This is a genomic window from Pseudacidobacterium ailaaui (assembly GCF_000688455.1).
Taxonomy (GTDB): domain Bacteria; phylum Acidobacteriota; class Terriglobia; order Terriglobales; family Acidobacteriaceae; genus Pseudacidobacterium; species Pseudacidobacterium ailaaui.
Genome location: NZ_JIAL01000001.1, coordinates 875,372 through 895,219, shown reverse-complemented (window position 1 = coordinate 895,219; position 19,848 = coordinate 875,372). Strand labels below are relative to the sequence as shown.

Below are 19,848 nucleotides of genomic sequence, written 5' to 3'. Positions count from 1 at the left end.
CACAGTTCCGTCCATTGCATCTACGCCACTCAAGGTATTAGGAATGAATAATTTCCCCTCCCTTCGAACCGGATGATTTTCATGTCCCGTAGCACTTGAAGTTGCTGACGTATTTTGTCTCTCACATGCCGGTTTTCCGGATAAGCCTCCATGAAGGTCTGTTCTTTCTCGTAAATGTCGGGCAGGGAAAAGCTCGGTTTTCCCAATCCGCGCAAGACCATCAGCGTCAGAGCGGTCCAGCCGCGCTCCTCCGGTTTCTTTTTTGCGAGGGGCAGAAACTTTTTGAACTGTTCCCGCACCTGTTTTTTGGGAACAAATTCACCTTGATCAATGATGGAAATCTGACCATCCAAGCCAATCCTGTCCAGCCGGATGTTGCATCCAATCCAGCCTGCACGGGCAGCGCTCGGGCCCAGGGGATTCCTCTTTTCAATCACAATTGGCGTCAAAAACATGGAAGGTATGGCAGTCAAGGACTTAATATGCCAGTTTGCAGTGCGCTCCAAAAGCAATAAAGACGGCGCGGTCCCCTCGTCGATGCGTGACATCATGGCTGCGTATGCGCCATCAGGAAGGGCCTTCAAAGGCCTGCGCAAGAATGTCTTTAATTCGTAGCCATGATTGCAATGACTGCAAATGAAATCCATGCATTTTGTATTGGCTTTTGATTGCCTCAGCTTGTCCGACGTGCATGCGAGACAATATCCGTTGGACGCAAGCCACGCTTCAGAGATGACGCGGGCAAGTTGCGGTCTGCTTTTGTATCGGGCAGCTATGCTAGGATCGAAAACGGCTTCCATCTGGGTGCCTGAACAGTAACATTAAGCCATTCTTGAAAAGAATTTTATCGGGAGACCAATGCCTGTCCCAATAACTACAGTCGAGGAACTCATGAAATGTGCCGTAAACGGCGCCTACACCTTTGTTCGCTTGAATGGCGGCTTGCGCTCCTCAAAATATATCCGGTTTGATGGGGCCAGGTTTTACATCTTTCATGAGATTACGGGAGCTGAAGAATATCTTTTGCCGCACGAGCTTGAAGAAGCCGGTATTTTGCTGGAAGCCATCCAAACAGGAAATTTCTTCTTGTACTGATGCTGGCGTAGGTCCTATGTGTAAGCGGCAGGAGGACTGCCACGCCAGGGCAGGCATGCAAAGGCCGTCCCTGGCAGTGCTCAAATCTGTCTTCGGCCATCCCTGAAATGCCGCCAGATGCGATATCCTTCCTAGTTTGGCTTATTTCGTATTTCAGAGGGCATGTTCCATGTCACACAAGCTTTATCAAAACCTGATTGGTGGTGAATGGGTGTCGGCAAAGACCGGAAAGACATTTCTCAATGTGAATCCGGCCAATAAGAATGACGTTGTCGGCGAATTTCAGTCCTCCGGCGCCGAGGACGTGGATGCCGCGGTAAAAGCAGCGCAGGAGGCCTTCAAGAGCTGGCGGCTCGTCCCGGCGCCGAAGCGCGCTGAGATCCTCTACCGTACCGGACAGCTTCTGGAGCAGCGCAAAGAGCAGTACGCCAAAGAAATGACCCGCGAAATGGGCAAGGTGTTGGCGGAAACGCGCGGCGACGTCCAGGAGGCCATTGATACGGCCTACTATATGGCAGGCGAAGGCCGCCGTCTCTTCGGCCAGACCACGCCCTCCGAGCTGCCAAATAAATTCGCCATGTCCGTGCGGATGCCTGTCGGCGTCTGCGGGATGATCGCCCCATGGAACTTCCCCATGGCCATCCCATCGTGGAAGCTCTTTCCCGCATTGGTTTGTGGAAATACGTGCGTCATCAAGCCGGCAGAGGACACTCCGCTTTCAACGTTCAACCTGGTGCAGACGCTCATCGATGCCGGGCTGCCAAGAGGCGTGGTCAACGTCGTCACCGGATACGGCCCTGATGCGGGAGCGCCGCTGGTTTCGCATCCGGGCGTACGCGCTGTTTCCTTTACCGGGTCGAGCGAGGTGGGCCGCATCGTGGGCCAGACGGCCGCTGCGAATTTTAAACCATGCTCGCTCGAAATGGGCGGCAAGAATGCCATGATCGTCCTCGACGATGCGAACCTGGACCTGGCACTGGATGGCGCGGTATGGGGAGCATTTGGGACCACCGGACAGCGTTGCACGGCGACCAGCCGTATCATCCTGCACCGAAGCATCGCTGCTGAGTTCACGGAAAAGCTGGTGGCCCGCGCAAACGCGTTGAAAGTCGGCGATGGTCTGGACGAATCCGTCGAGATGGGACCGCAGATCAACGAGCAGCAGATTGAGACATCCACGAAATACTGCGAGATTGCGCAGCAGGAAGGTGCAAAACTGCTCTGTGGTGGAAAGCGCCTGACCGAAGGGGCCTATGCCAATGGAACATTTTTTGCGCCAACGGTCTTCTCCGGGGTCAGGCCAGAGATGCGCATTGCGCAGGAAGAGGTCTTTGGCCCAGTCGTGGCGCTGATCGAGTGCGGCAGCTTTGATGAAGCCATCGAGATTGCCAATGGCATCCAGTATGGCTTATCGACCGCGCTTTACTCGCGCAATGTGAACCATGCCTACCGCGCCATGCGGGACCTTGAAGCAGGCATTACCTACATCAACGCGCCGACCATTGGGGCCGAGGTGCATCTGCCCTTCGGCGGCGTAAAGCAAACCGGAAACGGACATCGCGAGGGCGGCACGGGCGCGCTCGATTTCTACTCCACTTGGAAGGCCGTGTACGTGGACTACTCGGACAAACTGCAACGGGCACAGATTGATTAGCGATTGTCCTCTGTCGTTTTAAGGCTGTGAGAGGCGGCCCAAAATGACTCAAAAACGCAAACAGATTGCTGCACGATGCCGCCGGTACCACGTACGGCGGCCGGCAGTCTTCGGCTTGGCCCATTCAGGACGAAACAACAGGTTCTCTGCTGCGCACTCTTTTCCCCATCAATCTTGTTTCGACCCAGGTGCGTACGCTATCCGTGCGGAACTCTGTCATGCTGGCCACCAAATAGGCATATCCAATCGTTAGGAACAGAAGAGGGAAACCGTATAGCAGATGGCGTATGTCCGGCTGCCACCGGACATCTGCACCGACAAGTGCCACCAGCAGGACCAGCATTGGCACATGAACGAGATAAAGAGTATAAGAAAAACGAGCGCTTCCCCGAACGGTGCTCACCCATTTCCTGGCTGGAGCCACGTCCCGAGCAGCAAGCAGCAACCATAGAAACCCAAAGGTCGCCGCTCCGAGGATGTAATCGGAAAGCACGCCCTTCACCACACTCGTTTTCGCAAGGAAAAACAAAATTGGACAGTACAGGAGCGCGGCAGCAACGCGCATTTTCGAACCAACATTTGGGACCGGTATCACAGCAAGCACTGTGCCAAGCAGCCATAACGGAAAGAGCAGCAGAATCGTCCGGCCAACAAACCATGCGAACAGAAAAAAGGTGACCGCATTCAGAACACGTGACAGCCTGGACGTTTTTTTTCGAAAAGCCAGGAAGGCGCAGGGAAACAATATGTAATACCAGAATTCGTTCGCAAGACTCCAAAGCGGCGTGTTGCTGCCAAATGTAGTGGTCAGGATTCCCTGAAGGAAAAACAGATTGCCAAAGAAGGAGCTGGCGCGAAAAGTTTCCGGAACGCGGTTCATCATGTGTGTTCCGGTCTGCCCAGCATATAAGGCTGGAGCCAGATGGAAATGCAGCCCGGCAAAGTCCAGGGCCGCCCCAAGCAGAAGAGCAGGGACGAGAACGATCCATAAGCGGACCAGCCGGTGTGTGAGATAGAGCCGCCAGCTCCATCCTCCATGTCGCATCATCCGGAAGATGCTGCCACTGATCAGATAGCCACTTAATACAAAAAAGATCACGACCGCCTGATGCCCTGCTCCGCAAACTACATAGGGGAGCGCAACAAAATGCGATGCGAGGCAATCTGGCCGTAGTCTACGTAGAACAGATTGCGCCAGTGTTCCAGGCAAACGAGCAATGCGGCAAGAGCACGCAGTAGGTCAAGCAAAACCGACGCTTGTGTCTGGCCAAAACGAATACTGGGAGGTGTATTCATGCCGGTATTCCCACTCTACTTGGAGTGCGGCCCTTTCTGCTGTCTTTTTGGAAATTTTTATCTCCCGCCGTATTTCCTGCCGAGTAAGGTATTCTTGTTTGTTTGGCATCTTTCCAAAGAAGGCCCAATTTGAGGACTGCATGATCATCGGAATACCAAAAGAAGTAAAAGACCATGAGAGCCGTGTGGGGATTACTCCGGCGGGAGTGAAGGCCCTGGCGGAAGCGGGACACAAAGTCCTCGTCGAGACCCATGCGGGCGAGCTTTCCGCCTTTACTGACGACGAATACCAGTCCGCCGGTGCAGAGATTGTGGGCTCGGCCCACAACGTCTGGAACAACGCGGACATGGTAGTGAAGGTGAAAGAGCCGATTGAAAAAGAATACGGCTTCTTCCGCGAGGGCCTCGTGCTCTTCACCTATCTGCACCTGGCCCCGGTGCCCGAGCTGACGCAGCAGCTCCTGGAAAAGAAAGTGACGGGCATTGCCTACGAGACCATCCGTGACAAAGCAGGAACGCTGCCGCTGCTTACGCCCATGTCCGAGGTCGCAGGACGCATGTCCGTGCAGGTGGGGGCTTCCTATCTGGAAAAGGAAAAAGGCGGACGCGGTGTGCTTCTCGGCGGTGTCCCCGGAGTTCCCCCTGCGAATGTCTGTATCATCGGCGGAGGCATTGTGGGCACAAACGCCGCGAAGATCGCCGTGGGCATGGGTGCAAAGGTCACCATCGTCGACCTGAACCTGAACCGTCTGCGCGAGCTGGACGATATCTTCAACGGCAAGGTCTTCACGCTGGCGTCGAACTCCTACAATGTTTCGCGCGCGGTGCAGGAGGCCGACCTTGTCATTGGTGGCGTATTGATTCCAGGAGCTGCTGCGCCGAAGATTGTCACCCGAGAGATGGTTTCAAAGATGAAGAAGGGTGCGGTCATTGTAGATGTGGCCATTGACCAGGGAGGCTGTATTGAAACTGCAAAGCCGACGACACACAGCAATCCTGCGTATGAGGTCCATGGCGTGGTGCACTACTGCGTGACGAACATGCCGGCAGCCGTACCGAACACCTCGACGCTCGCGCTGACCAATGCGACCTTCCCCTACGTGATGCGCCTGGCCCAGATGGGGGCAAGAAAGGCGATTCTTGCAGATGATGGCATTCGCGATGGTGTGAACACTTACGAAGGTACGCTGACCTGCGAGCCGGTCGCGGTGTCGCAGAAGAGGAGCTGGAAGCCCGTGCGGGAGTTACTGGCATAGCCAAGGCAAGGGCAAGCCGAGGCCGGAACAGAAGCACTCTGTTCACGGCCCGGCTGTTGGCAAAGTCCTCTTTAACGGCGGATGGTGAGAGGCTGCTCCAGACGGAAGGTCAGCAGGCTCTCGGCCGGAATCACGATCTCTCTGTTTCCGGTGAAGGCTGTGCCAGCGGTGCCCGCCCCAGCGCCTACAAGTCCACCAATCAGAGCGCCTTTGCCGCCGCCGGCCAGACCGCCGATCAGGGCGCCCAGACCTGCCCCGCCTCCAATCAATCCGGCCGTGCGTTTCCCTTTTCCTTTTTCGGCGCGCTCCACCGTGCTGGAGGCAATCGAGTAGGTGTTGCCGTAGGCCCGAACCGTGTCGAGGCGCACGGCGAGCTCAGCGGCCCCTTTAAAGCGGCCCAGCGGATGGGCCACAACAACGGTCCCAGTGGCGGCAGCGCCGGCGGGTATGACGGTGACTCCATTCACGACAACCGGGTCCGCGACGGTAGCGCTGAAGCCCTCGCCGGGCGCGCTCAGTTTCGAGCCCAGTGCCTGTCCCAGCGAAACACGAATGCGTGTTCCCGCGGGGACGACAAGAGGCTGCGGTGCCGGAGCCGGAGCAGCGGCCGGACTGACCACCGGCGCAGACGCGGGCGTTTGTGAGGCTGGTGCGGCGCTTCGTGCCGAAGCGTCCGGAGGAGGCGGTGGCACGGACTCCGATGCTTGGGCATTCTGGTCCGTGGTTGTTTGTGCAGGCTGGTCTGATTTCTTATTGCATCCGCCCACCATCAGGGCTGCGGCCAGCGGGAGAGAGAGAAATGGAAGTGTCTTTCGGCTGACTTGCATAGCAGCATCGTAAGATGCTGATGGTTGGGGGCGCAGTTGTGCGGATTGCTTCTTTTCCTGTGAAGAGATTTCCATACGTCTATAATCGGGAGGTCAGATAGCTTTTCCAGAATGCCTGTCAAACACAAGCGCGTTGCGATTGTGGCCCTGGGCGCGGTCGTGCTCCTGCTGCTCCTGCTGTTTGCCGCCCTGAATGCTTTCAACCTGAACGCTTTTCTGTATCCGCACAGCGTTGGGGCCATCTTTCTTTTCACTGCGCTTTCAGTCGTCGTTTTTCTGCTGTTTCTTACACTGCTGGTCCTGTTTTCCCGCAACGTACTCAAGGTTTACGCTGACCGCCGCAGCCGTGTCCTGGGTTCGCGTCTGCGCTCGCGGATGCTGGTAGGCGCACTTCTGCTCTCTTTTGCGCCGGCGGCATTCATGTTTTTTTTCAGTTTCGGGCTGATGAACCGATCGATTGACCGGTGGTTCTCGCAGCCGGTGGCGCAACTGCGAGAGGACTCGACCCGGATCGCCCTGGAATTGTCGCATTACGTTACACAAAATGCGCGCGCAGAGGCTGAGTCCCTGGCGCGTTCAGAATCTGTGGCGCTGAACTTTCAGGCTGGCAATACCAATGCTTTGCTGGATGAGATCCGGACGCACCGCATTACCCTGCAGGGCGGCTTTGCGGTCCTGTACCGCGATGAAAACCCGGTGGTGCAGTATCAATTGCCAGCATCAGGGCAGAAGGTGAGCGTCCAGGCCTGGCTGGATCCAACTTCTGTGGAAGTGCAGACGGCCCAGCCCTTGGCGCAGACCATCCGCAAGGCTGCGCAACGCACAGACGAGCCTGTTTTGGAGATTGGTGATACCGGATACGCGCTGGGTATGGCCACCATGCCCGGAGGCGGTCTGGTCGTGGTAGGACTGCCGATGCCCTCCGGGCTGAGCAGCACGGTGGCAGACATCCGCAAAGGCGCAGCGCAGTACTGGGCAGTCTATCGGGAGCGGCGCAGCATTCGCAGCACATATCTTCTACTTCTTCTGCTGCTGACTGCGCTCACATTTTTTGCCAGCAGCTGGCTGGCCTGGTTTTTCTCAAAACAGATCACGCGACCGCTTGAAAGTCTTGCTGAAGCCATGGATGAGATTGCCGAAGGGCACTATCATCAGCGGGTCAACATCTCGGCGACCGAAGAGCTGGGTGAACTGTTGCAGGCGTTCAATCATATGGCGGCAGACCTTGAGCAGAGTCGCCTGATTGCCGAGCAATCCACCAAACAGCTCTTTGAGGCCAATGCCGCGCTTGAAGAGAGGCGCCGCGAACTGGAGACCATTCTTGAGACCATTCCTGGCGGAGTGGTGACGCTGGATCCGGACCTGCGGATTACGCAGGCCAACCAGGCCTTTGCCGACCTGCTGCCCCACGGGCGGCCGCAGTCTCTGAAGGGGCTGCGACTGTCGGAGATCTTTCCGGAAGAGATTTCCAGCGAGCTGACGCTGCTTTCGCGGCGCGCGCAGCGCATGGGGGTTTCTTCCACAGAGCTGGAAATGCGCCATGCGCGGGGCAAGCTGGACCTGTCTGCGACCATGGCCATGCTGCATCTGGGCCAGGACCGCCGAGGGTCTGTGCTGGTGCTGGAAAATATTACAGAATTTCTGCAGGCGCAGCGCCAGGTGGCCTGGAAGGAGGTGGCGCAACGGGTCGCACATGAAATCAAGAACCCGCTTACTCCCATTGCCTTGTCAGCGGAGCGGATCCAGCGACATGTGGAGCGCAACACGGCCGAGTCGCAAAGCATCATTCGTTCCTGCAGCGAGATCATCCTCAGTTCCGTAGAGACGCTGCGCAGGCTGGTGGACCAGTTTGCCGCGCTGGCACAGTTTCCCACGGCCCAGCCCCGGCCCTCGGACCTGAACAAAATCGTAGAGGGTGCGCTGCGGTTGTTTGACGGCCGACTGCAGGGCATCCACATGGATTCGCACTTTACTCCGGATCTGCCCGCGGTAATGGCCGACGCTGAGGCGCTGAAGCGCGCCATTGCCAACCTGATTGACAACGCCGCCGAGGCGATGCAGGAGAGCCGCCTACGCGTGTTGACAATTACAACCGGCCTTGCAGACCGCCATGAGATGGCGGAAATTGTGGTATCAGACACGGGTCACGGACTCACCGATGAGCTACGCGAGCGGTTGTTTCTTCCTTACTTTTCCACCAAACAGCGAGGCACCGGACTCGGGCTGGCCATTGCCGCCAAAATCATTCAGGACCATCAGGGCTCCATCCGGGCAGAACAGAATTATCCGGCGGGTGCGCGGTTTATCATCGAATTACCGCTGGCCAATGGCGCGGGCGGCGTCGACTCCATCAAGACCACTGCACAAAAAACGGCCTCATGAAACACATCCTGATTGTAGATGACGAAGCAGACATCCGCAGGCTTCTGGAAGACATCCTGCGTGAGGAAGGGTATGCAGTGGCCAGCACCGGATCAGCGGGTGAGGCCCTGGTGCTGCTGCGTGATGTGACCTATGACGTGATGCTGCTGGACATCTGGCTGCCGGACCGCGATGGGCTGGATGTTCTGAATGAGATCCGCACGCTGGATTCCGGCAACAAGCCAGAAGTGATTATTATCTCCGGACATGGAACCATCGAATCAGCAGTGCGCGCAACCAAGTTGGGCGCATTTGACTTTCTTGAAAAGCCGCTCTCTCTGGAGCGCACGCTGATTGTGGTCAAAAATGCCATTGAGGCAAGAAGGCTACGAAGTGAAAATGAGGAATTCAAGCGCCAGTTGTCGCTGCATGCTGCCATCACAGGAGAAAGTGTCGCAGCCAAGGCCTTGCGCCAGCAGATCAAGCTGATGGCGCCCACGAATGGTCGTGTGCTGATTTATGGGGAGTCGGGAAGCGGAAAAGAACTGATTGCACGCGCCATCCATGCGGAAAGTCTGCGCCGGGACCGCGTCTTTGTGGAGTTGAACTGCGCGGCGATTCCTGAGGACTATATCGAGAGCGAGCTTTTTGGCTATCGAAACAGTGCCATCGCAGGAGGGCCTGCAGAAAAGCGAGGGACCTTTGAACGCGCCGACGGCGGCACGCTTTTTCTGGATGAAGTGGGCGACATGAGCCTGAAGACGCAGGCCAAGGTGCTGCGCGCTCTGGATGAGCAGCGGTTTACTCCGGTGGGTGCCGCACACGCGATGAGTGTGGATGTGCGGGTGATTGCAGCCACAAACAAAAACCTGGAAGAGGAAATTGCCAAAGGAAATTTCCGGGAAGACCTTTTTTATCGCCTCAATGTCATTCCCTTTTATGTGCCGCCCCTCAGGGAGCGGAGAGAGGACATTCCGCTGCTTACCCGGGAATTCCTGCGGGAGTTTGGGCGGCAGTATGGACGGCCCCGCATCGAGATCGCAGAAGATGCAATGGAGCAGCTCAAGCAATACCACTGGCCGGGAAACGTGCGCGAGCTGAAGAACCTGATTGAGCGCATTCTGATTTTGAATCCCCATGCTCTGCGCATTGAACGCAAACATCTGCCCATGCTGGTGCATCGCGGGACAGGCAACCGTAGGGAAGACTTTACTACGCTGCAGCAGGCGCGCGAGGCCTATGAGCGGGACTACATTCTGAAAAAGATTGATGAGTGCCACGGCAACATCAGCCGCGCCGCAGAGACGCTGGGGCTGGAGCGCAGTCATCTTTACCGGAAGATGCGCGCCCTGGGAATCAGCGTACGAGAGTAGGACGGCGGGGAGGGAATTATTCTTCCTTCTTGCTCATTTCTTCAAGCTGCCTACGCCAGTCCAGGGATTCCACAAAACTGCGCCGCTCGCGCCAGTTTTGCTCGACGATGACGTGTAGCTCCAGAAATACACGGGTCCCAAGCAGGGACTCGATCTCCTTCCGCGCATGGGTGCCGATGTCTTTCAATTTGCTCCCCGCTTTGCCAATCAGGATGGCCTTCTGCCCGGGGCGCTCGCAGTAGATGGCAGCAGAGATCCGCGTAAGCGGGCGGCTGTCTTCCGGGTCCGGCTCCTCAAACCGCTCGATGACCACGGCAGAGGCATAGGGGACCTCTTCTCCGGTCTCCTTGAGAATGCGTTCACGTATCAGCTCCGCCACCATAAAGCGCAGAGGCTGGTCTGTGAACTGGTCTTTGGGAAAATAACGTTCCCCTTCAGGAAGATATTCGACCAGCTTACGCACCAGAAGGTCGAGGCCATCGGCTTTGCGGGCGGAAATGGGCACCACTTCGGCGAAAGAATGCAGCGCGCTCAACTCTGCGATCAGCGGCAGCAGTCTGTCTTTGGGGACGAGGTCGATCTTATTGAGGACGAGAAAGACCGGACAGTCCAGCCTGCGGACCAGGCCAAACACAAAGGAATCCTCGCTGTCAGGCCGGGAGAGGTCCAAACGCCGGGCTGCATCTACCATAAGTAGAACGATGTCGCGGCTTTCAAGGGCATCGTAGACCTCCTGCATCATGCGCTTGTCCAGCCAGGACTCGGCTTTGTGAACACCGGGTGTGTCAACAAAGACAATCTGTGCGGCAGGGTGGTTGCCCTTCCTGGCTGGCACCTCAAGAATGCCGTGAATGCGGGTGCGGGTCGTCTGCGGCTTACTGGAGACAATGGCGACCTTTTCCCCAATAAGTTGATTGAGCAGGGTAGACTTGCCGGCATTCGGCCGGCCAAGAATGGAGACAAAACCAGAGCGCAAGGCTACTTCCTCGTTTCCGCAGTGGCCTGGTCAAGCATCGAGTACAGCTTGCTGAAGTCCTTGACTTCGGAAGCATGGATAATGCCATTCCGGTCGGTCACCACCCAGACAGTCGGGGTCTGATGTACACCAAGCCTGGTGCCGAGGTCGGCATCGGCCTTTACAGCCGCTGCCAGCTTGCCCTGCGGGTCCATGACAAAGGGCAGGGCGATGCCGTGGTCGCGGGCGAACTTCTCAGTAAATGTGCGCAGGTCGTCCGGCGTTACGATGTTGATTTGATTGGCGAAGACGGCGTCGCGATAGTCATCGCCCAGCTTTTTCGACTTTTCGTCAAACCAACGGGCGTTGATGGCGGCCTGTGTGCTCCAGCGATGGATCGGAATGGGGAAGTCGTGCCATACACGGGGAACATGGTACTGGGCGGCAGCCTCTTTGAGCAGCGGATTTTCATGTGCGCAGGCCGGACATTCGAGGTCGGCAAATTCAATCAGCGCTACCTTGGCGCCTGGCGGGGGTTTGAGGGCGTCCTGTGGGTGCGCGGCTGGTCCCATAACGACGGCAGCCAGAACGAGGGTAAGAAAAGAACGCAGCATCATAGGCTGAAATCAATTTTATGCGAGAGGATGACGGGTGGACGGTGTAAGCGCTTCCATTTATGATTCACCTTGTGTTTTCCTGGGAGGTCTGTCTTGCTGCGCAAGTCTTATTTGCTCTTCTTGTCCCTCTGGCTCTTTGTGGCTGCGTTCCCGCTTCCGGCCCAGCGATGGTCTGAGGACAAGGCCAATGCCTGGTACGCACAACTGCCGTGGCTGGTGGGCAGCAATTTCATTCCAGCCAATGCGATCAATCAGCTTGAGATGTGGCAGGCCGACACCTTCGATCCGCAGGAAATCGACCGGGAGCTGGGCTGGGCCGAGGCCATCGGCATGAACACGATGCGTGTCTTTCTGCATGATCTTCTGTGGGAGCAGGACGAGGCGGGTTTTCGCCAGAGAATCGACACTTTCCTGACGATTGCCAGCATGCACCATATCCGCCCCATCTTTGTTCTGTTTGATTCCTGCTGGGACCCAGACCCGAAGCTGGGGCCGCAGCATCCACCAATTCCGGGAGTGCACAATTCCGGCTGGGTGCAGAGCCCAGGGGACCAGGCCCTGGCGGACAAGTCACAGTATCCACGCCTGAAGGCATACGTACAGGGCGTTGTCGGGGCCTTCGGACAGGACAGGCGTGTTCTGGCATGGGACCTGTGGAATGAGCCGAGTAATGGAAATGAGAGCTCCTATGGAAAGAGAGAGCTTCAGAACAAGGCAGAGCTCGTGCAGGGCCTGCTGCCGCAGGTCTTTGCCTGGGCCCGGGAAGAACACCCGATCCAACCCCTGACCAGCGGAGTTTGGACAGGAGATTGGTCCTCGCCCGAGAACATGGATGCGATTTCACGGATTCAGGTGCAGGAATCCGATGTAATTTCTTTTCACAACTATGGCTGGCCGGAGGAGTTTGAGCAGCGGATTGAGTGGCTGAAGCAGTTCCACCGCCCTGTGCTTTGCACCGAATATATGGCGCGTGGCGCAGGCAGCACCTTCGATACGATCCTGCCGGTGGCAAAGAAATACCATGTGGCAGCCATCAACTGGGGACTGGTGGCGGGCAAGACGCAGACCTATCTACCATGGGATTCATGGGAGCGGCCTTATGTCCTGGTCAAGCCTACTGTCTGGTTTCACGATGTATTTTATGCTGACGGCAGACCCTACCGGCAGCGAGAGGTGGACCTGATCCGGGAACTCACCCGGGAGCGGTGAGGAAGAATGAGCGTGGGCGCTCCCCAACTCCGGGTGGAGACGGGCCTCCACCTGAATCTGCTATATTCAGCGCGTGTCCCATTACAGCCAGGTGAGTATGGTGTCGTCGAGCAGCCGAGTGTGTATCAGCTTCATTTTTCTTGCTCTTGCTGGAGCTTTACAGGCCCAGAGTTCCGGTCCGCAGCAGCCCATGGGCGGAGGGGGCAATGCCACCGGAGGAGTCCATGCTCCCATTCGTGATGCCCAGAACCGCCCAATTACTGCGGGCGGATTTGTGGACTCAGGGCCAGTGGTTTTCAAGGACATCACAAAGGAGTCCGGTCTGGCGGCCTGGCACCACACGATGGGGACTTCGGAGAAGCAGTTCATTATTGAAACAAATGGCTCCGGAGTATGTCTGATTGATTATGACAATGACGGCTGGCTGGACATCTACCTGGTCAATGGCTCGACCTATGACGCGATGCAGGGCAAGGCCACTCCGCCGCACGCAGCCCTCTTTCACAATAATCACGACGGTACCTTTACCAACGTGGCGGAAAAGACGGGCACCACCAATGACCGCTGGGGGTTTGGCTGTGCCGTGGGCGATTTTGACAACGATGGCTGGCCTGATCTGTATGTGACCAACTTTGGCAAAAACCGTTTGTACCGTAACAACCATGACGGGACCTTTACCGATGTGGCCGAAAAGGCAGGAGTGACGCTGGGGAACTGGTCTACCGGTCCGACCTGGGGCGACTATGATGGGGACGGTCGGTTGGACCTTTTTGTTCCAGGATATGTGCACTATGACATGGACAATCCTCCGGTTCCGGGGACCAAGGCTGTCTCGTTTAACTTCTGCCAGTTTCGCGGAATCAGCGTAATGTGTGGCCCGCGCGGCTTACAGGGAGAACACGACCATCTGTTCCATAACAATGGAGACGGAACCTTTACCGATGTAAGCGTGAAGGCGGGCGTCAATGACCCGAACGGGTATTACGGGTTTACTGGAATTTTTGCGGATGTGAACAATGATGGCAAAGTGGACCTGGTTGTGGGCGACGACTCCACGCCGAATTATCTTTACATCAATAAAGGCGACGGGACTTTTGAGGACGACAGCTATGCTTCCGGCTTTGCCCTGAACCAGGATGGACGCGAGATTGCAGCCATGGGCATTGCGGTAGGGGACTATGAGAACAACGGCCGGCTGGACCTTCTGGCCACGGACTTTTCGGATGATTACAAAGTGCTCTATCACAATGACGGGGACGGGAATTTTACAGATGTGAGCTATCACGCAGGGATTGCGCAGGACACGATTCCCTTTCTGGGATGGGGCACTGGTTTTCTGGACTACGACAATGACGGATGGCTGGACCTGATGATGATCAATGGCCACGTCTACCCGCAGGTGGACAAGCAGGACTGGGGGACAACCTTTGCCGAACGTCCGTTGCTGTATCACAACAACCAGGGAAAAAAATTTGAGCTGGTGCCTCCGGTCAAGGGCACAGGACTGGCCGATGTGTTTGCAGGACGCGGTGCGGCCTTCGGAGATCTGTTTAACGACGGCAAAATGGATGTTGTTGTCAACGTGATCGACAATACCCCCGTGCTGCTGCGCAACGTCAATGCAGACAAGCATCATTGGATCGCATTTAAGCTGGTAGGAGGGCCGAAGGGTCCGCGGGACGCGATAGGGGCGCAGGTCTATCTGACGGTGAACGGGACCCGGCAGCGGCAGGATGTCATCAGCGGCGGAAGCTATTTGTCGTCCAATGACATGCGTCCGCATTTTGGACTGGGCGATGCGACGAAGGTGGACATGGTGGAAGTCCGGTGGCCTGACGGGCAGAGGGAGAAAATCATTCCTCCGAATGTAGACCGCATTTATACGGTGCAGGAAGGCAAGGGAATCACCGGCGAGCTTTGTACAGTCTGCGAAGGGCAGCCTAAAAAAGAGGCGAAAGCCAGACCATGAAGGATTTGCTGTCATCGCTTTGTTTAGGAGTGATTTCGGTTGCTGGGTGCTTCGCACAAGCTGCTGACCCCAATCTGGTTCCGGGAAAATTTGTGGAAGTTACCGACCAGGTCGGCGTCCACTTTCTGCATCAGGCCCCGCACACGTCGCGGAAATATCTGATTGAGACGATGGGATCCGGGGTGGCCCTGTTTGATTATGACAATGATGGGCGACTGGATCTGTTTCTGGTTAATGGTGCCCCGTTCGGAGATCCCACACCGAAAGGCACCATTCCGCAAAAAACAGGCCCGCAATTTTGGAACCGGCTCTATCACCAAAAGGCAAACGGGACCTTTGAGGACGTGACCGAGAAGGCCGGCCTTCAGGGTGTGGGTTACGGAATGGGGGTGGCAGTCGGAGATTATGACAACGACGGCTACGAAGACCTCTACGTGACTGCCTACGGCGGCAACAGGCTTTACCACAATAACGGCAACGGCACGTTTACCGATGTGACAGAAAAAGCAGGAGTGGGCGGCAGCGGCTGGTCCACCAGCGCCGCATGGGTGGACCTGGACAATGACGGGCTGCTGGACCTTGTGGTCCTCCGCTATATCCAATGGGACTGGGACGATCTCTGGTGCGGCGAGCATCGCGAAGGGTACCGCGGATACTGCCATCCTGATGTTTTCCAGCCGATTTCCATGCTGGTATACCACAACAACGGCAATGGCACCTTTACGGAAGAGGCCCACAAGCTGGGACTGGACAAGCCGGCCAAGGCCCTGGGGATCGCCATTGCAGACTACGACCGAGACGGGCACATTGACATCATTGTTGCCAACGATTCCATGGTGGAGTACCTCTTCCACAACAAGGGGAATGGGACCTTTGAGGAAGTGGGACTGGAATCAGAGATTGCTGTGGACGGCGAAGGCCGCACCTATGCCGGGATGGGCGTAGACTTCGCTGACTATAACAATGATGGCTGGCCCGATCTGGTGATTGATAATCTGGCCAACCAGAAATATGCGCTCTACCAGAACAGCGGCGATGGCTCGTTTACTTATGCCAGCTATCTTTCCGGAATCGGAGGCATGACTTTGCTGCATTCCGGATGGGGCATCCGCTTCATGGATTACGACAATGATGGCTGGAAAGACCTGCTGATTGCGCAGGGGCATGACCTGGACACGATTGAAAAGACCTTTCCTCAGCTGCATTATCGCGAGCCGGTCCTGTTGGCGCGCAACATTGGCGGCAAAAAATTTGTGGATGTTTCTGCGGTTTCAGGCGATGTGTTTACCAGGCGCTGGGTGGGGCGGGGCATGGCCGTCGGTGACATCAACAATGACGGCCGACTGGATGCCGTAGTGACAGAGAATGGAGGTCCGGCCCATGTACTCATCAACCAGACTGAGACAAGCAATCATTGGCTGGGCCTGAAGCTGGTGGGGCACAAGAGCAATCGCGATGGCATTGGCGCAGTCGTGAAGGTCATAACGTCAGGTGGACCTCAATGGCAGACGGTCACATCAACAGCCAGCTATCTTTCTGCCAATGATCCGCGTGTGCATTTTGGTCTGGGTAGAGATACGCAGGCCCAGACGGTCGAGATCCGCTGGCCAAGCGGTATCGTCCAGACGCTTAAGGACGTAAAGGCGGACCGTTATGTGACGGTGGATGAGCCGGTCGCGAAGCCATAAGGCGGCATCATTTCAGAGTCACCAGCTCAACGGTGCCGCTGCGGTGCAGGATGTCCACGCTCACGCTCTGGGCATGTCGTTCAATGGCAAGGTCAAGCGAAGCACTTCCCACCTGAAGGCCGCGGATGCGGACGCGCTGTAAGGCCTCAGGCAAGGAAGCATATTTGAGGTAGACGCGGGACTCTTTCGCGTCGATGGAGAGGCCCAGGCAGGCCTGAAGCGCCATGAAGACCGCGCCGGCAGCCCACGCCTGAGGAGAGCAGGCCACCGGATAGAGGGTAGGACCTTTCCCCGGGCGGCGCGGAAATCCGCAGATGAGTTCCGGCAGGCGGTGCATGTCCACAAACAGGGAGAGGTCGAGAAGACCAGAGAGGATCTTGAGTGCCAGGTCTTTGCCGGGGGCTGCGGCCAGGCCATAGGCGATGAGCGCATTGTCATGCGGCCACACCGATCCATTGTGGTAAGACATGGGGTTGTAGCGTTTTTCTCCTGCAGCGATGGTGCGGACCCCCCAGCCAGAGAAGAATGCCGGAGAGAACAGGGTCTCGGCAACGCTGCGTGCATGAGCAGGGGAAGCGATGCCGGAAAAAAGGCAGTGTCCGGCGTTGGAGCTGCGGGCCCGACATTGTTTTTTATCGCCATCGAGTGCGAGGGCGAAGGTGGACAGCTCATCGCACCAGAAGGCGGAAGTGAACTGACGGCGCAGTTCTTCGGCCTGCTTTCTTAATTCTGCAGCGAGCTCTGTTTTACCCAGGTCTTCAGCAACAGTGGCGATTCCGGATTTGGCGGCATACACGTAAGACTGTACTTCACAGAGGGCGATCGGACCTTTTGCGATTGCGCCGTTGGCATGAAAGACGGAGTCCTGTGAGTCTTTCCACCCCTGCTGAAGCAGCCCCTTCTCATTCTGCCGGGCATATTCCACGAAGCCATCTCGGTCGATGTCGCCATACTCGTCGATCCAGTGCAGTGCGGCATCGATGTGGGGCCAGATCTCGCGCAGGAACCCGAGGTCGCCTGTGCGCTGGTAGTAAGCGGCAGCCAGAACAACAAAGAGTGGAGTGGCATCTACGCTGCCGTAGTAGCGGCCGAAGGGCACTTCGCGCAGCTCTGCCATCTCCCCTTTTCGCGTCTCGTGGAGGATCTTGCCTGGCTCTGCGTCCCTTTCCGGATCGAGGCCGGTGGCTTGCGTGGCCGACAGATAAGAAAGCACTCCTTGGGCGATGTCCGGAGCGAGCCATAGCGTTTCCAGGGCCGTGATGATGCCATCCCGTCCAAAGACAGTACTGAACCAGGGCACGCCGGCGTAGGGATAAGGCCCAAATGGAGTCTCGGCCGTAAGCATCTCCAGGTCGGCCTTGGAGCGGTTGAGCCAGTCGTTGAACTGCTCGTTGGAAGTGAATATGTCGATGCCTGACAACGGCGAGGTGCGCCGCGATGTGCTGATTTGCTGGAGGCCCAGGTCAAAATCCGGAGCCACCATCTCGCTTCCATTACTCAGGCATTGAATCTTCAACAGAAAGGTGGCCTCTTCCTTTTCCTGAAGATGAAGCGGGACTGTCAGCGACCTTTCGTCAGGCATACAGGAAACAGCGGAGCAGGTGATTCGGGTCTGCCGCAGCACATGGTCCAGGCCTTCATAGGCGAGAGTCATTCCCGAGGAAGAGGTCTGCGGAGCAAGCACCTGGCCGCGGGCCGGACGGTGCTGCCCGCGCACCTCAAAGATGTCTGCAAAATCCGCGTCAAAGAAAAAAGACAGTTCAATGTCTACCGTTTTTTGGCTGTAGTTGTGAACGGTGATGTGGTCGAGGCAATATCCGTCGGAAAGGAATTTTGCCCGGTAGACATGGATGGACCCGCTGGGAAGAGACTCACCAGAAGGCAGTTCGAGATCAGGATTGGTGAGGTCAACCGACAGCAGGATGTTGTCCTGGCGAATATTGGAGCTCAGCAGCAAGGGGCGCATGCCGCAGATGCGCATTTCCAGCCGTGAAAGGTGACGGGTCTCATTGAAGAAGAGGCCCTGTTGGCCTACGCCGAGAGGAAGGATGTCGCCGTTGCGGTCAAAGACGGCAAAGGTGTCCCGATGCATGAGCACCAGTGTTCTGCTGTCTGCAAAGGAGGACTGGGCACGGATGTAGAACTGATTGCCTATCTCGATGACGTCGGAATCCGGCATCTGCTTTACAGCCATAGCTTCCGTCTCCGGAGAAATTTTATGCAGCCACGGGGACTGTTTTATCGAGCAAGGTAAATTCCGGCTCCTGGCCGCAGATCTTTGCATAGACATCAAGATAGTCCTTTGCCATGCGGCTGGCCGTGAATCGCTGTTCAAAACGCTGCCGACATTTCTGGCGGTCGAGAGCAGACGCGCGGTCCACGGCAGCAGCAGCCTCCTCGATCGAGGAAACGATAAAGCCCGTGGTCCCGTCCTCAAGGACCTCCGGAACGGACCCCATTTTCCATGCAATTACGGGAGTTCCGCAGGCCATTGCTTCAATCATGACCAGTCCAAAGGGTTCAGGCCAATCGATGGGCAGAAGCAAAGCATGAGCACGACCGAGAAACTCGTTCTTTTCCTTTTCGCCGATCTCGCCAATATATTCGACCAGTGGATGTTTGAGGAGTTTGCGGATCTTCTCATCAAAATACTCTTTGTCGGCGCGGTCTACCTTGGCGGCAATTTTGATCGGCATATCCGCTCGGATGGCAATTTCAATGGCGCGGTCCACGCGCTTTTCCGGCGAAATACGGCCCAGAAAGGCCAGGTAATTTCCCGGCCTCTGATGCGGGTGATACAGATGCTCTGGTAGTCCATGATGCACCGTGGACACCCAGTTGGCCCAGGGCACAGGCAGGCGCTGTGCATCGGAGATGGAGACCAGATGCATTTCGGCAAACTCGCGAAAAAGCGGGTGAATGTCGGGAATGTCCAGACGGCCGTGAAGCGTGGTGACGGCGGGAACACCCAGACGGCGGGTCAAAGGAAAGTGCAGATAGTCCACGTGATAGTGGATGATGTCGAAGTCCTCTGCTTCTTTGGCCACCATTTCCAGCATTCTTATGTGGTGCGCAAAGGGATCTATGACTTTGCTGCCTTCCAGGCGAAGAGAACGAGGGCAGATGGCACGCAGATCAGCGGCGGTTTCAGAGTCGCCACTGGCAAATAGGGTCACCTCGTGTCCCTGCCGCACTAACTCCTCGGTCAGATAGGAAACGATCCTTTCTGTACCGCCATACAATTTGGGAGGCACACTTTCATAAAGCGGGGCGACCTGGGCAATTTTCATGTGTGTACTGTTCTCCTGTAATCAGCGAACCTGAAGCAAGCCTGCGTGTGGCCCTTTGAGAGATACCAGGCAGCCTGTGCCCGGGCCATCGGGCGCGCCAGCACAGGCTTCACCCATGGTCAGCTCTCAGAGGGACAGGCAGGTCGTCAGCTCTGCAACCTTTGTTTGCAGATATGTAAGCGCAGTCTGAAATGTGCGCTGTTTGCTTAAGATGGATGTGCCGATACAGAAAATGAGTTGCCTGCCACCCGAGGTGTT

General features: G+C 56.7%; 16 protein-coding genes. 8 read left to right on the top strand and 8 right to left on the bottom strand.

The genetic code is table 11. The features are described 5' to 3' along the window. Positions 1-29 precede the first annotated feature (29 nt). Complete coding sequence (locus tag N655_RS20060) at positions 30-800, bottom strand: DpnI domain-containing protein (RefSeq protein ID WP_026441961.1); 771 nt, start codon at positions 798-800, stop codon at positions 30-32. Positions 801-891: 91 nt separating this feature from the next. Here N655_RS20060 and N655_RS0104050 point away from each other — a divergent pair, with 91 nt between their 5' ends. Together N655_RS0104050 and N655_RS0104045 are read left to right on the top strand one after the other, a co-directional pair. Continuing rightward, entirely contained in the window at positions 892-1,095 is a 204-nt protein-coding gene (locus tag N655_RS0104050; RefSeq protein WP_026441960.1) for a hypothetical protein, read from the top strand. 169 nt (positions 1,096-1,264) lie between these two features. Continuing rightward, complete coding sequence (locus N655_RS0104045; RefSeq protein WP_026441959.1) at positions 1,265-2,749, top strand: aldehyde dehydrogenase family protein; 1,485 nt, start codon at positions 1,265-1,267, stop codon at positions 2,747-2,749. A 124-nt stretch (positions 2,750-2,873) separates the two neighbouring features. On the opposite strand, the gene N655_RS17200 is transcribed toward N655_RS0104045, so the two are convergent. Beyond that, positions 2,874-3,947 carry an acyltransferase family protein gene (locus N655_RS17200; protein ID WP_285222258.1) on the bottom strand — a complete coding sequence of 358 codons (1,074 nt, stop codon included), beginning with the start codon at positions 3,945-3,947 and terminating at the stop codon, positions 2,874-2,876. Next, on the bottom strand, positions 3,875-4,045 hold the full coding sequence (locus N655_RS20660; RefSeq protein WP_162173483.1) for a hypothetical protein: 171 nt from the start codon (positions 4,043-4,045) through the stop codon (positions 3,875-3,877). Before N655_RS20660 ends, N655_RS17200 begins: the two co-directional genes overlap by 73 nt. Before the next feature lie 140 nt (positions 4,046-4,185). Between N655_RS20660 and ald the strand changes: the two genes are divergently transcribed. Beyond that, complete coding sequence (ald, locus tag N655_RS0104035; RefSeq protein ID WP_026441958.1) at positions 4,186-5,301, top strand: alanine dehydrogenase; 1,116 nt, start codon at positions 4,186-4,188, stop codon at positions 5,299-5,301. Positions 5,302-5,372: 71 nt separating this feature from the next. On the opposite strand, the gene N655_RS19685 is transcribed toward ald, so the two are convergent. Continuing rightward, complete coding sequence (locus N655_RS19685; RefSeq protein ID WP_155987505.1) at positions 5,373-6,128, bottom strand: hypothetical protein; 756 nt, start codon at positions 6,126-6,128, stop codon at positions 5,373-5,375. A gap of 111 nt (positions 6,129-6,239) precedes the next feature. On the opposite strand from N655_RS19685, the gene N655_RS0104025 reads away from it, so the two are divergent. Together N655_RS0104025 and N655_RS0104020 are read left to right on the top strand one after the other, a co-directional pair. Beyond that, complete coding sequence (locus N655_RS0104025) at positions 6,240-8,510, top strand: sensor histidine kinase (protein WP_026441957.1); 2,271 nt, start codon at positions 6,240-6,242, stop codon at positions 8,508-8,510. Then, positions 8,507-9,862 (top strand): sigma-54-dependent transcriptional regulator, encoded by a 1,356-nt coding sequence (locus tag N655_RS0104020; RefSeq protein ID WP_026441956.1) that lies wholly within the window; start codon positions 8,507-8,509, stop codon positions 9,860-9,862. The genes N655_RS0104025 and N655_RS0104020 overlap by 4 nt, the downstream gene beginning before the upstream one ends. Before the next feature lie 16 nt (positions 9,863-9,878). Here the strand turns inward: N655_RS0104020 and era are convergent, their stop codons facing one another. Both era and N655_RS0104010 read right to left on the bottom strand, forming a co-directional pair. Beyond that, positions 9,879-10,838 carry a GTPase Era gene (era, locus tag N655_RS0104015; RefSeq protein ID WP_026441955.1) on the bottom strand — a complete coding sequence of 320 codons (960 nt, stop codon included), beginning with the start codon at positions 10,836-10,838 and terminating at the stop codon, positions 9,879-9,881. A gap of 2 nt (positions 10,839-10,840) precedes the next feature. After that, positions 10,841-11,434: a DsbA family protein gene (locus N655_RS0104010; RefSeq protein ID WP_026441954.1), complete on the bottom strand. Its 594-nt coding sequence runs from the start codon at positions 11,432-11,434 to the stop codon at positions 10,841-10,843. 93 nt (positions 11,435-11,527) lie between these two features. On the opposite strand from N655_RS0104010, the gene N655_RS0104005 reads away from it, so the two are divergent. The 3 genes from N655_RS0104005 (at position 11,528) to N655_RS17185 (ending at position 16,300) form a co-directional block, all read left to right on the top strand. Continuing rightward, positions 11,528-12,643 (top strand): cellulase family glycosylhydrolase, encoded by a 1,116-nt coding sequence (locus tag N655_RS0104005; RefSeq protein WP_202900311.1) that lies wholly within the window; start codon positions 11,528-11,530, stop codon positions 12,641-12,643. Between the two features lie 97 nt (positions 12,644-12,740). Beyond that, complete coding sequence (locus tag N655_RS17190; RefSeq protein ID WP_044933942.1) at positions 12,741-14,612, top strand: CRTAC1 family protein; 1,872 nt, start codon at positions 12,741-12,743, stop codon at positions 14,610-14,612. Next, a complete protein-coding gene (locus N655_RS17185) occupies positions 14,609-16,300 on the top strand; it encodes a CRTAC1 family protein (protein WP_044933940.1) in 1,692 nt (563 codons plus the stop codon). The genes N655_RS17190 and N655_RS17185 overlap by 4 nt, the downstream gene beginning before the upstream one ends. A gap of 7 nt (positions 16,301-16,307) precedes the next feature. Here N655_RS17185 and N655_RS0103990 read toward each other — a convergent pair whose 3' ends face one another. Beyond that, positions 16,308-18,494, bottom strand: a complete 2,187-nt coding sequence (locus tag N655_RS0103990; RefSeq protein ID WP_202900310.1) for an amylo-alpha-1,6-glucosidase — start codon at positions 18,492-18,494, stop codon at positions 16,308-16,310. A 22-nt stretch (positions 18,495-18,516) separates the two neighbouring features. Further along, the gene (locus N655_RS0103985) at positions 18,517-19,590 is read right to left on the bottom strand and encodes a glycosyltransferase family 4 protein (protein WP_026441951.1); all 1,074 of its coding nucleotides are present in this window, start codon (positions 19,588-19,590) and stop codon (positions 18,517-18,519) included. Positions 19,591-19,848: the final 258 nt, after the last annotated feature.